Genomic DNA, 12658 nt, shown 5'->3' with positions numbered 1-12658 from the left:
AGTTGCATAAAGATATAATCATTGCAATTAAATAATAAGTGACACCAATGGTTAGAAAAAATCTGAAAAAAATAAGTAAAAGCGAAAAACTAAAAGAATTTATAAAAAAATACAAAGTAGCACCGGAATATCTGTCAACAAATAGAAGAATGGTATCAAGAGCTGTACTAATTGGTCTGTTTATAGCTTTTATTCCAATGCCCATGCAGATGCTGCTTGTACTTGCGATGATGCCATTTTTCAAGTTTAATGTGCCTATAGGTCTCGCAATGTGCTGGCTTAGCAACCCCTTCACAATGCCGCCTATGTATTATATGGAATATATGACGGGTGCTTTCTTATTAGGAAGTGAGCCGTTAGAAGTTGAGATGACACTAGAGTGGTTTAGCAAAAATCTTGATGATATATTTATAGACCTCTATACGGGAACTCTTTTTTACTCTGTAGTTGGTTCTTTAAGTGCATACTGGTTGGTAAATTATTTTTGGAGGGGTTCAGTGGAGAGAGATAAAAAACTTCACCGTCACGATAGAAAGTCTTAAGAATTCTTCTTAAGACCTTTTGTTTTAGCTAATCTCTCATAATAAACCCAAGCGACAACTCCAACTAAACTCATAGCTAGACTCATAACTTGACCTTGAGTTATCATATTACAACACACATAACCTATTTGTACATCCGGAGCACGGTAAATCTCAGCGATAGCTCTAAAAATACCATAACTGATAGCATAAACTAAAATCAGTTCACCACTAAATCTTTGGTACTTTCTATAAGCATAAACAACTATGAAAACACCAAAGCCTTCTAAAACTGCTTCATAAAGTTGTGAAGGATGACGAAGAACACCATCAACTAAAATCCCCCAGCTTACATCTGTCTCTCGACCAATGAGTTCTTGGTTTAAAAAATTACCTATACGACCGAATACAAAGGCAAGAGGTACGCTAAGAGCTACAAGATCCATAATCTTTCCAAAGGCAACTTTGTGCTTCCTTGAGTATAGATATGTACTTATAAGAAAGCCAAAGATAGCACCATGATAACTCATACCACGTATACCTACAAACTCACCGTTTTGAAATGGATTGAATATCTGCCAAGGCTGAGATAGATAGTAGAGAGTCTGGGTATCGTAAAACAGGATATACCCTAGTCTTGCACCTAAAATAACGCCTATCTCTACATAGATAAAATAGTTGTCAATCTCTTTACCTTTGAAGTCTAGATTATCTCTTTTAATAAAATATTTACCAATATATAGAGCACTGACAAGCGCCAAGACATACATAATCCCATACCAATGAACGGGAAAAGAGATTATGTGAAAAGCTATCGGGTCAAACGTATCATATATATGATTCCAAGCTGTCATATAGTCTTAGTCTCGTAAAGCTTCAGCGATCAGCTCAATAGGGTTTTTAAATACAGTTTCAACGTCAGCGTAACTCATAGAAGCATTTATCTGCATTCTACAAGCACTACATTCAGCACTTACTACATCTGCATGAGTATTTTTAATCATTGCTGCTTTTGGAATACCGGCTGCTTTTGCAAAATGATATTTTTCACTCTGCATTGTCACCCCGCCAAACCCACAACAAACATTTGGATCACTCATCTCTACGATGTTGTAGTTTTTACTGATCAAGTTTCTAGGTTCAGCATGGATGCCTTGCATCTTCTTAGCGTGACATGGATCATGATACGTTACTATCTTTGTATCTTTTTTCTTTGTCTTAAGAAGTTGTTCTAGATGCGTATGATGCTGAAGCCACTCTGTTGCCATAAAGATTTTACCTTTAATCGCTGCAGCCCTAGCTTTCCACTCCGGCTGGTCGTGAAAGTAATGTTCATAGTCGATTTTAAGCATTGCGGAACATGTAGCTTCAGGGACAATAATAGCTTCAACATCGCTACTAAAACTCTCAAAGTACTCAATATTGAACTTTGCATTGTAATCAACAGTATCGAAATCACCTGTAAAGTATGCAGGAGCAGAACAGCACTTTTGATTTTTTGCTAAGAATGCGTCTATCTCTAAGTGACCCAATATTTCTAAGAGACCGGTTCCAACATCTTTATAATTATAATTACCTAAACAACCTATAAAAATAGCTACTTTTCTTTTCCCGCCATTATTTATATTTTCTGGATATGTATTTAAAAATGATGTTTTTCTAAGACTTGGAAGTAGTCTGTCTGCTTTTAACATAGGAATAGAAAAGCGTGAGTTCATAGAGTCTATGTCGGCTTTAATCTTAAACCCGCAAGTCTGAAATACCCATCCAAGTTTAAAAGCCAAATCATTCATCCATCTATGACGAAGCAGCAGGAAAAAGGCTTTTTTATACCAAGCTATTCCAAACTTTTGTGCTATATCTGAGCGAACTTGCTCAATAACCATATCTGTAGGAAGTGATTTGGGACAAACATCTACACAGTTTGTACATAAAAAACAGCTCTCAAAGATGTCTTTTACATTTTTATCTAAGTCTAGTTTTCCTCTTTGGTATGCTCCCAAAAGATCTAAAAATCCACGAGGAGAAGTAACCTCATCGGCGTTTACATTATGAATAGTACAAACTGGAATACACTTTCCACACTTTACACAATCATCAGTGATGTTAGCGTAATCAAAAATTTCTTGAGGCGTTTTGCTCATTTCTACACCGTTTTTGAAAATGTTTTAGAGCTTGCAGCATGCTTTTTCATATACGCGTCAAAAGGCATAGCTATATTACGTATAAGAAGAGTTCCTGTTTCACTACACTCTATATGATTTTCATCCATTGTTAAAAGATCGTCCTCTGCAAAAGGTTTAAGTGCTTCTATTGCATCTGCAAAATATGTTTTAAACTCTATGTTAAAAAGTTTCTCAAATCTTTTTATATCAAGTTTAAAGTTGCTCATAAGCTCCATAATTACGTACTGTCTGATCTGATCGTCTTCATTTAGAACAATACCACGCTCAAACGGAAGTTTACCAGCATCTATAGCCTCTTCATACTCGCCCATAACTTTAAAGTTTTGATTGTATGAGTCAACACCCTCACCGATAGAGGTAAGTCCTACTCCGATAAGGTCAGCTCCACCTTTAGTAGTGTAACCTTGGAAGTTTCTATGCAGTTCACCCTTATCAATGGCTTTAAATAGATCATCTTCAGGTTTTGCAAAGTGATCCATACCAATCATTCTATAACCATGAGAAGTCAAGAAGTCTATAGTGTACTGCATAATTTGAAGTTTTTCATCAGGAAGAGGAAGAGTAGTCTCATCTATCTTTCTCATAGTTTTTTTAAGCCAAGGAACGTGAGCATAATTAAATACTGCGAATCTATCAGGGTTAAGAGTAAGAGAAAGAGCTAGAGTCTCTTTAAATGTTTCAAGAGTCTGATATGGAAGTCCATAAATCAAATCTACATTCACTGAAATCATATTGTATTTTCTAGCTAAATCCATTGCATCTTTTGAAATAGCATATGGCTGAATTCTATGTACTGCAACTTGAACTTTTTCGTTAAAATCTTGAAGACCAAAACTTACACGGTTAAATCCGGCTTCACTCATTACACGCATCTGATCTTCATCTATATGACGAGGATCTATCTCACAACTGATCTCAGCATCACTGCGAAAGTTTGGAAAGTATGATTTAATCTCTGCAATAATCTCTTTAAGCTGTGCCGCTGTAAAGAATGTCGGTGTTCCTCCACCAAAGTGCATCTGAAGGACTTCACGATTACAATCAAGATGTTTTGAAAGTATTACCAATTCTCTTTTTAGATAATCCATATAACGAATCATTTTGTCATCTTTAGAAGTAAACACAACATTACAGCCACAAAAGTAACATGCATTTCTACAAAAAGGCAGGTGAAAATAAAGACTTATTGGACGAGAAGAGTCTTGTGATTCTAACTTTTGGATATATTCATCATAACCATAAGCATCACTAAATTCTAGTGCAGTTGGGTAACTTGTATATCGAGGACCTGGTTTTGAGTACTTTAAAAATTTTGAGAAATCCAGCATAAAAAATCCATTTATAGTTTAATTACCGCGATTATCTCTAAAAAATACTAATAAACCTATTAATTTATTTATCAAACTCTCCAGCTAATCTTTGATAAACCTCAGATTTTTCTAAAAGTTCACTATGACTTCCAGATGCCACTACTTTACCTTTTTGCATTACAAGTATTTTATCAGCATGTTCTATAGTGCTTAATCTATGAGCAATTGTAATAGTAATCTTATCTTTTGTGTACTCATCTAAAGCTTCTTGGATTCTCTTTTCACTCTCATTATCAAGTGCCGATGTAGCTTCATCAAAAAGTAGAAGTGACGAGTGTTTATATATCGCTCTAGCTATTGCCACACGCTGTCTCTGACCACCTGAAAGGTTTGATCCGAACTCTTCCATCATTGTATCTATCCCATTTTCAAGAGATGAAACAAACAGTGAAGCATCTGCTAGTCTTAAAGCTTCTTTTACTCTCTTAACATCTATTTCTTGACCATAAGCAACATTCGCTGCAAGTGAGTCCTGAAAAATATATATTCTCTGAGTAACAAGAGAGATATGATGTTTTAAAGAATCCTGTGTATAATCTTTTATATCTCTGTTATTTACAAAGATGCTACCGACATTAGGATCATAAAAACGAAGAAGCATATTTATAAAAGTAGACTTTCCACCACCACTATCACCAACAAGTGCAATATTTTCACCCTGCTTTATCTTTATACTCACATCATCAAGTGCGTATGCGTCTTCGTACTTCAAAAATACATTTTTAAATTCTATCTCTTTTATATCATTTTCTAAAAGTTCTTGACCATCTACTATTTTACTTTTAGTATCCATTATTTCAAAAACTCTCTCACTTGCGGCAATTGCATCTTGAATTTTTGAATAAATCGACCCGATACGACGAATAGGTTGAAAAACAAGTCCTACAGCAGTTAAAAATGCAGTAAATTCACCAACTGTCATATTCTCATTATAAACTTCTCTACCACCGACAAAGATAACTGCAGCAAGTCCGGCGGCACCTATTATCTCCATCATTGGAGATACTATCTCTCCTACATAGACTGACTTCATATTTATTTTAAAGAACTGCCAGTTTTGAACACTAAAACGCTCAAGTTCAAACTTTTCTGTTGCATTTGCTTTGATAATTTCACTATTATTAAAAACCTCTGTAAGTCTAGTTACCACATCTGCATTTTTTGCTTGTGAACGATGTGAATACTTTTTTAATTTTTTTGCTATTAAAATAAGCGGGTAAATAACTAATGGGACTACAACTAAAGAGTAAAGTGCCAACATAGGGTTTAAATATATAATGTATATTATAAGAGCAATAACTGTTAAGGACTCACGAAAAAGTTCCGGTAGCATATTTGATACAAAATATTGGATTCTATTTATATCATTTGTTACACGAGATATTAACTCTCCACTTCTGTTCATATATAAGAACCCCATATCAAGACTAACCATCTTTTCAAGTAAAAGCTCTCTAAATCGCGTAACTATATGAAGTCCAATGTAGTTCATATATACTGACTGTATATAACGACCTATTGCCTTTAAAAAATAGATGCCAATCAAACCGATAGGGATTAGAAGCAGCATCTCTTCTTTCCTTGCTATAAACATGTCATCCATTAATGGTTTCATAATATGGGCAGTGGCAGCAGTAGCACTAACCGTCAGAATAATCCCGATAAGCACTAAAAAATATTGAAATTTGTATTCTTTTATATAGGGGAAAAATCTTTTTAAAACTTTTTTCAAATATATCTCCATGAAGTAATAACGCTATTTTACACTAACTATACTCATTAGAAATTAAACTTGATATAATTACAAAAATTAACCAAAGGCAAACTCTACATGTCAGCGAAATCAGTATTAATCATTAGATGTGGAGCATTGGGCGACTTAGTATACGCTACTAGTATTATAGACGCTCTCAAACTTCAATTTGGCGATAATACTATTATCGATTTTGTATGTACGCCCGGAGTTGGAACCCTATTTAACAAAGATCCTAGAGTAAATAAAGTTTTCCCCCTCAAACATAAAAAAATACCTATTTTACTAAGCTCTCAAAAAAAAGATATTATAAAAAACTCTAAAAAGAAAGCTTATGACTTACTAATAAATTTTGAAAGTGGGAAGCAGTTTAAAAGCTTGGTGGATAATATAATTGCCAATCAAAAAACGGGTTACAATTTTACAGACATGTCAATACCAAAAGGTATAGTACATATGGTTGACATCACCAAACTATCTTTTAAAGATATTGTTGACGAAGAGATATACAACCAAAGCTTTCCAAGGCTTATCGGGACTTCAAAAGATGAGCTAAAACAAAAGATAAGTCTGAGTGAAAGATATATCATAATCAGTCCTAGTAACTCTCATCAAAAAAGAAATATTTTAAATTATCGTGCTTGGGAAAACAGTAGTTGGATAGAGCTAATAGAAAGACTAAGCAAAGAGATAGAAGTTGTGATTGTTGGGAACAGAGGTGAAGATGAGTTCTTCAACCTTCTAAAACCGTATCCAAACAATGTTATTGACTTGGTTGGTAAAACTACTTTGCCAGACTTAGTTGGTGTAATAGACGCTGCAGTTGGGTTGATTGCAACAGATACAGGAACTGCACACATGGCTTCAGCAGTAAATACTAAGGTGTTTGCACTAATCGGTCCAACTCCGGCAAATGAAACTGGACCATACAAAAGTCCAACAAACGAAGTTCATATCATAAGTGCTAATTTGCCATGTTCTCCATGTTATAAAACAGAGGTTATGAAAAACTGCAAAGACAATATTTGTATGAAGAGTATAAGTGTAGAACAAGTCTATAACAGCATAAAATCAGCAAGTATAGTGTAAAATCTCTTCTTAAATTAATCTAATAGGTACAAAGCAATATGAGAAAAAAGATTTTAGTAACCGGTGGAGCTGGATTTGTTGGAAGTCACCTTTGTGAGAGACTTGCAAGTAACGAAGATAATGATGTTTATTCATTAGACAACTATTTCACTGGTAGTAAAGACAATCATGTAGCAAATGTGACTTATATAGAAGGTTTAACAGCTGATATAGATAAGCTAATAAACTTTGCACCAGATATGGTATATCACCTTGGTGAATATTCAAGAGTTGAGCAAAGTTTTGATGATATTGAAAAAGTTTGGAAATTCAATAAAGATGGTATTTTTGCAGTACTTGAATTTGTAAGAAAACATGGGTGTAAAATACTTTATGCAGGCAGTAGTACAAAGTTTGGAGATGGTGGTTTAGGCAGAAGTGCAAGTCCTTACGCTTGGACAAAAGCAACAAATACTGAGCTTGTACAAAATTATGGCGCTTGGTTCAATGTACCGTATGCGATTACATACTTCTACAATGTATATGGACCTAGAGAAATTCAAACTGGAAAATATGCAACTCTAATAGCACTATTCAAAGAGAAAATGAAAAATGGTGAGCCACTCACCATAGTAAGTCCAGGCTCTCAAAAAAGAAATTTCACTCATATCGATGATATTATCGACGGCTTAGTCTTAGTCGGAGAGAATGGATATGGAGATGAGTTTGGAATAGGAAGCCCTGAAGCATATAGCATCAAGGAGATTGCTGAGATGTACGACGGTAAGATCCAAATGTTACCAGAGAGAAAAGGCAATAGAATGACTGCGGATGTAATCTCAGCCAAAACTGAAGCTCTTGGATGGAAACCCACTAGGACTATTAAAGAATATATCGAAGAATTAAGAGCTAATAATTGGAAGTAGTTTAAATGAAAACTTGTGTAATTATTGCTATCTATAGTGATTTAGAAGCATTAAAACTCATTATAAACTCTTTACTATCTCAAACTCATATTCCTGATGAAATAATAGTAGCTGAAGATGCTGAGCATGAAAACATCAAACAGTATATAAACTCTTTAAACAATAAAAATATAATTCATATTTCTCAAGCAGACAATGGCTGGATGAAAGAAAAAATTCTAAATGAAGCTATCAAAAAATCTACAAGTGAGTATTTAATATTTATAGATGGAGATTGTGTTCCGTATACAAACTTTGTAAAAGCTCATATAGACTTAAGCGAAAAAAACACAGTACTTTGTGGCAGAAGAACTGAACCAGGGGAGTACTTTAGCTCTTTAATAAGATCAAATCAACTTACCATGAAAGAATTTGAAAAAAAATATTTTGTGAATTATTTTAAACTAAAACAAGATAATATAAGACATATAGATGAAGGAATGGAATTTAAAACAGAATCTGTAATTTTCAAACTAATACATAAACTTGGAAGGAAAAACTCTCATATAGTTGGTTGTAATTGGTCTTGCTATAAAGAAAATTTAGTTCAAATAAATGGTTATGATGAAGATTTTACACTCCCAACAACTGGTGAAGATACGGATATAGAAAGAAGACTAAAACATTTTGGAATTAGGATGAAGTCATGTAGGAATGCAGCTATTGTAGTACACCTCTATCATAAAAAAATTTTTAATGATGATATTTCATCAAAAACGGAAGCTTTAATGGAAACAAAAAAAGACATATATATTTGCAAGAATGGACTGGAGAAATTATGAAAGGTATAATACTAGCAGGCGGATCAGGAACAAGACTCTATCCAATTACCAAAGGTGTAAGTAAACAGCTAGTTCCTATCTATGATAAACCTATGATTTACTATCCACTTTCAGTTCTTATGTTAGCTGGAATAACAGAAATATTAATAATATCAACCCCCCATGACTTACCAAGGTTTGAAGAACTTCTTGGTGACGGTTCTGATATCGGTATGCAATTTACATATATCGAACAACCATCACCTGATGGCTTAGCTCAAGCTTTTATATTAGGAGAAGAGTTTATTGGTACCGATGATGTTTGTCTCGTTCTTGGTGATAATATATTCTACGGACATGGATTAACTGATCTTCTTGCTCAAAGTGTAAAAAATGCTACTAACGAGAATAAAGCAACAGTATTTGGTTACTATGTAAAAGATCCTGAGAGATATGGTGTTGCTGAATTCAATACAAATGGCGATGTGACAAGCATAGAGGAAAAACCGACTGAACCTAAGTCTAACTATGCAGTTATTGGTCTATACTTCTATCCAAATGACGTAGTAAAAAAAGCCAAATATGTAAAACCAAGCGAGAGAGGTGAGTTAGAAATAACTACTCTTAACCAGGATTATCTGAAAGAAACAAGACTTAAAGTCGAACTTATGGGCAGAGGCTATGCATGGCTAGATACTGGAACTCATGAAAGCCTTTTAGAAGCATCTCAGTTTATTCAGACAATTGAAAACCGTCAATCTTTAAAGGTAGCCTGCATAGAAGAGATAGCCTATGAAATGGGATATATTTCAAAAGAAAAACTACTTGAACTTGCAGAACCTCTAAAGAAAAACCAATATGGCCAATATCTAATAAGAAGAGCCCTAGAAGGTACTGTAAAACGATGAGATTTATAAGAACGGAAATACCGGATGTTGTTATATGCGAACCTATAGTTCATGGAGATGCTCGTGGCTATTTCGTTGAGACATTTCGCCAAGACAGACTTGAAGAGTTTTTGGGGTTTAAAATAGACTTTTGTCAAGATAATGAGTCTAAAAGTTCTCGCGGTGTTCTTCGTGGTCTTCACTACCAATTAGCCCCTTCTGCTCAGACAAAACTTGTTCGTGTAATCCAAGGAAAAGTTTTAGATGTTGCAGTAGATATCAGAAAAGAAAGTCCTACTTTTGGTAAACATGTAGCAGTTGAACTCACAGGTGAAAATAAAAGACAACTTCTTGTACCGCGTGGCTTTGCCCATGGATTTATAGTTTTAGAAGACGATACAATATTTGCCTATAAGGTTGACAACTATTATTCTCCCGAAAATGACAGAGGTATTGCCTTTGATGATTCAGATTTAGGAATCAATTGGCAAGTAGATTCTTCTTCTCTTAACCTCTCTGCAAAAGATAAAATACAACCAAGACTAGAAGAAACAAATGATTTATTTGAGTACGGGGTAAATTATTATGAATAAAGTTTTAGTAACTGGTTCGAAAGGTCAAGTAGGTAGTGAGCTTAACGGATTAGCATCTGAGTACCCGTATGATTTCTTCTTTACAGAGAGAGACTCTCTTGACATAACGAACGAACAGAGCATAAAAGACTTTATAGAGATACATAACATAGACATTATTATAAACTGTGCAGCGTATACAGCAGTCGACATAGCTGAATCCCAAAAAGATCTAGCAGATGCTATCAATCATAAAGCAGTTAAATCTCTAGCGCAAATCTCAAAAGAGAAAAACATTAAACTTATTCATATCTCAACTGATTATGTATTTAATGGTCAGAACTATAGACCATATATAGAAACAGATGCTACAGATCCAAATAGTGTATATGGAAGTACTAAACTTGATGGTGAAAAAGCTCTACAAGAGATTAATCCAAAAAACTCAATTATTATTAGAACATCATGGGTTTACTCATCATTTGGAAGTAATTTTGTAAAAACAATGCTTCGCTTAGGAAATGAAAGAGATGAGCTTGGAGTTATTTATGATCAAGTCGGCAGTCCGACTTACGCAAGAGATTTAGCTAAAACTATATTGGAGATTGTGCCAAAGTTGCAAAACCAAAATGTAGAGGTTTATCATTACTCAAATGAAGGTGTGCTCTCTTGGTATGACTTTGCAAAAGAGATTATGAAAATGGCTAAGAAAGAGTGCAATATAAACCCAATTGAGACTAAAGATCATCCTACACCGGCTTCAAGACCACACTATTCTCTGCTAAATAAATCAAAAATCAAACAAGAGTTCAACATAAAAATTCCTTTTTGGAAAGACAGCTTAGATGCATGTCTAAAAGTTTTAGGAGAGAGAAAATAATGAAAAATATATTAGTTACAGGTTGTGCAGGTTTTATAGGAAGCAATTTTGTCCCATACTTTTTAGAAAAATATCCTGATTACAATATTATAAATCTTGACCTGCTTACTTATGCAGGTGACTTAGAGAACCTAAAAGAGTGTGAAAACAATCCTAAATATAAATTTATAAAAGGTGATATCTGCAATCGTGAATTAGTTGAATTTATTTTCAATGAGTATGACATAAATGGTGTTATTCACTTTGCAGCAGAGTCTCATGTCGATAACTCTATTAAAAACCCAGGTGTCTTTATTGAGACTAATGTAAATGGAACTTACACTTTGGTTGACGTAGCTAAAAACTACTGGATGGATTCTCCTTTTAACTATAAAGAAAAATATAAAAATTGTAGATTCCATCACATTAGTACAGATGAAGTGTATGGAACTCTAAATGAGACGGATCTTTTTACAGAAGAAACACCATACGCTCCAAATTCTCCATACTCTGCTTCAAAAGCGAGTTCTGACATGATAGTTAGAAGCTATCAAGAGACTTTTGGTCTCAATACGATTATCACAAACTGCTCAAATAACTATGGACCAAAACAGCATGATGAAAAACTAATACCAACTATCATTAGAAAAGCTTTAGCCGGTGAAAACATCCCAATCTACGGAGATGGTAAAAATGTACGTGACTGGCTATATGTACTAGATCACTGCAAAGGAATAGATTTAGTATATCATACAGGCAAAGAAGCAAATGTTTATAATATCGGTGGAAGAAATGAAAGAACAAATCTTCAGATAGTAGATGCTATCTGCACTATCTTAGATGAAAAAGTTCCAAAAGATTCAAGCTATAAAGAACTTGTAACATTTGTAGAAGATAGAGCCGGACACGATAGAAGATATGCTATAGATGCAACAAAACTAGAAAATGAACTCAGCTGGAGAGCTGATGAAGATTTTGATAGTGGTATAATAAAAACTATTGAGTGGTATTTAAATAAAAAAAGAATTAACAATGTATGATAAAAAAGAAAAAATCTACTTTCACAATGTAAGAAAAGAACTACTTGACTTAATACCAGAAGAAAATAAAAATGGTCATGTACTGGAAATTGGTGCAGGAGAAGGCAATACCTTGGTATATGCAAAGGAAAATGGACTAGCTAATCACATATATGGAGTTGAGCTATGTAAAATTGAAAACTCCAATCAAACAAGTGAATTATTTTCAGATTTCATTATTGGAAATATTGAAAACATTGACCTACCATTTGAAGAGTTAAAGTTTGATGTAATTATTTGTGGTGATGTTTTGGAACATTTAGTTGACCCTTACGAAGTAATAGACAAATTAAAAAAACATTTAAAAGATGATGGGGTAATCATTGCCAGTATACCAAACATACGTGAGTGGAGAACAATGAAAACAATCTTAATTAAAGGTGATTTCAAATATTCCGATGAAGGTATACTAGATAAAACACATTTACGCTTCTTTACAAAAAAGAATATTCTTGAACTATTTGAGAATAAAGACTTTAATATTAACAAAATTATAAGCAGTAATAAAGATGACGCCTTAAAGTATTTAAAAAAACTACGACCATTAAAGTTCCTTTCTAGATTCTTTTTTGAAGAACTTTTTACTATCCAATACTACGTAGTAGCAAGTAAAAAAAAACCAAATAATAAGCATTAG

The 12658-nt window shown here is 33.8% G+C and carries 13 protein-coding genes; 9 read left to right on the top strand and 4 right to left on the bottom strand.

From position 1 onward, the window contains the following. Positions 1–47 precede the first annotated feature (47 nt). Positions 48–542, top strand: coding sequence for a DUF2062 domain-containing protein (locus ABZC13_RS03525; protein ID WP_373000167.1), 495 nt, complete (start codon positions 48–50; stop codon positions 540–542). Here ABZC13_RS03525 and lgt read toward each other — a convergent pair. The 4 genes from lgt to ABZC13_RS03505 form a co-directional block, all read right to left on the bottom strand. Beyond that, complete coding sequence (gene lgt, locus ABZC13_RS03520) at positions 539–1375, bottom strand: prolipoprotein diacylglyceryl transferase (protein ID WP_373000165.1); 837 nt, start codon at positions 1373–1375, stop codon at positions 539–541. The two genes, ABZC13_RS03525 and lgt, sit on opposite strands and share 4 nt — an antisense overlap. 6 nt (positions 1376–1381) lie before the next feature. Beyond that, positions 1382–2665, bottom strand: coding sequence for a (Fe-S)-binding protein (locus tag ABZC13_RS03515; RefSeq protein ID WP_373000161.1), 1284 nt, complete (start codon positions 2663–2665; stop codon positions 1382–1384). A 2-nt stretch (positions 2666–2667) separates the two neighbouring features. Then, a complete protein-coding gene (gene hemN, locus ABZC13_RS03510; protein WP_373000158.1) occupies positions 2668–4035 on the bottom strand; it encodes an oxygen-independent coproporphyrinogen III oxidase in 1368 nt (455 codons plus the stop codon). Between the two features lie 64 nt (positions 4036–4099). Continuing rightward, entirely contained in the window at positions 4100–5821 is a 1722-nt protein-coding gene (locus tag ABZC13_RS03505; RefSeq protein ID WP_373000155.1) for an ABC transporter ATP-binding protein, read from the bottom strand. An 87-nt stretch (positions 5822–5908) separates the two neighbouring features. Between ABZC13_RS03505 and ABZC13_RS03500 the strand changes: the two genes are divergently transcribed. The 8 genes from ABZC13_RS03500 to ABZC13_RS03465 are packed head-to-tail and all read left to right on the top strand — an operon-like array spanning position 5909 to position 12658. Beyond that, on the top strand, positions 5909–6919 hold the full coding sequence (locus ABZC13_RS03500; RefSeq protein WP_373000152.1) for a glycosyltransferase family 9 protein: 1011 nt from the start codon (positions 5909–5911) through the stop codon (positions 6917–6919). A gap of 38 nt (positions 6920–6957) precedes the next feature. After that, a complete protein-coding gene (locus tag ABZC13_RS03495) occupies positions 6958–7824 on the top strand; it encodes an NAD-dependent epimerase/dehydratase family protein (RefSeq protein WP_373000149.1) in 867 nt (288 codons plus the stop codon). Between the two features lie 5 nt (positions 7825–7829). After that, positions 7830–8645 (top strand): glycosyltransferase, encoded by an 816-nt coding sequence (locus tag ABZC13_RS03490; protein ID WP_373000146.1) that lies wholly within the window; start codon positions 7830–7832, stop codon positions 8643–8645. After that, positions 8642–9532, top strand: a complete 891-nt coding sequence (rfbA, locus tag ABZC13_RS03485; protein WP_373000143.1) for a glucose-1-phosphate thymidylyltransferase RfbA — start codon at positions 8642–8644, stop codon at positions 9530–9532. Before ABZC13_RS03490 ends, rfbA begins: the two co-directional genes overlap by 4 nt. After that, positions 9529–10104: a dTDP-4-dehydrorhamnose 3,5-epimerase gene (gene rfbC, locus ABZC13_RS03480; RefSeq protein WP_373000140.1), complete on the top strand. Its 576-nt coding sequence runs from the start codon at positions 9529–9531 to the stop codon at positions 10102–10104. Before rfbA ends, rfbC begins: the two co-directional genes overlap by 4 nt. Continuing rightward, positions 10097–10963 carry a dTDP-4-dehydrorhamnose reductase gene (rfbD, locus tag ABZC13_RS03475; protein WP_373000137.1) on the top strand — a complete coding sequence of 289 codons (867 nt, stop codon included), beginning with the start codon at positions 10097–10099 and terminating at the stop codon, positions 10961–10963. Before rfbC ends, rfbD begins: the two co-directional genes overlap by 8 nt. Then, positions 10963–11982, top strand: coding sequence for a dTDP-glucose 4,6-dehydratase (rfbB, locus tag ABZC13_RS03470; protein WP_373000134.1), 1020 nt, complete (start codon positions 10963–10965; stop codon positions 11980–11982). Before rfbD ends, rfbB begins: the two co-directional genes overlap by 1 nt. Continuing rightward, positions 11975–12658: a class I SAM-dependent methyltransferase gene (locus ABZC13_RS03465; protein ID WP_373000131.1), complete on the top strand. Its 684-nt coding sequence runs from the start codon at positions 11975–11977 to the stop codon at positions 12656–12658. Before rfbB ends, ABZC13_RS03465 begins: the two co-directional genes overlap by 8 nt.

This window comes from Sulfurimonas sp. (assembly GCF_041563035.1).
Taxonomy (GTDB): Bacteria; Campylobacterota; Campylobacteria; order Campylobacterales; family Sulfurimonadaceae; genus Sulfurimonas.
This window is presented reverse-complemented; position numbering and strand designations above follow the sequence as displayed.

Coding starts and splice junctions, on each gene's coding strand:
- rfbA (WP_373000143.1), top strand. CDS start 8,642: ATGAAAGGTATAATACTAGCAGGCGGATCAGGAACAAGACTCTATCCA.
- rfbC (WP_373000140.1), top strand. CDS start 9,529: ATGAGATTTATAAGAACGGAAATACCGGATGTTGTTATATGCGAACCT.
- ABZC13_RS03525 (WP_373000167.1), top strand. CDS start 48: ATGGTTAGAAAAAATCTGAAAAAAATAAGTAAAAGCGAAAAACTAAAA.
- ABZC13_RS03500 (WP_373000152.1), top strand. CDS start 5,909: ATGTCAGCGAAATCAGTATTAATCATTAGATGTGGAGCATTGGGCGAC.
- ABZC13_RS03465 (WP_373000131.1), top strand. CDS start 11,975: ATGTATGATAAAAAAGAAAAAATCTACTTTCACAATGTAAGAAAAGAA.
- lgt (WP_373000165.1), bottom strand. CDS start 1,375: ATGACAGCTTGGAATCATATATATGATACGTTTGACCCGATAGCTTTT.
- ABZC13_RS03490 (WP_373000146.1), top strand. CDS start 7,830: ATGAAAACTTGTGTAATTATTGCTATCTATAGTGATTTAGAAGCATTA.
- ABZC13_RS03495 (WP_373000149.1), top strand. CDS start 6,958: ATGAGAAAAAAGATTTTAGTAACCGGTGGAGCTGGATTTGTTGGAAGT.
- hemN (WP_373000158.1), bottom strand. CDS start 4,035: ATGCTGGATTTCTCAAAATTTTTAAAGTACTCAAAACCAGGTCCTCGA.
- rfbB (WP_373000134.1), top strand. CDS start 10,963: ATGAAAAATATATTAGTTACAGGTTGTGCAGGTTTTATAGGAAGCAAT.
- ABZC13_RS03515 (WP_373000161.1), bottom strand. CDS start 2,665: ATGAGCAAAACGCCTCAAGAAATTTTTGATTACGCTAACATCACTGAT.
- rfbD (WP_373000137.1), top strand. CDS start 10,097: ATGAATAAAGTTTTAGTAACTGGTTCGAAAGGTCAAGTAGGTAGTGAG.
- ABZC13_RS03505 (WP_373000155.1), bottom strand. CDS start 5,821: ATGGAGATATATTTGAAAAAAGTTTTAAAAAGATTTTTCCCCTATATA.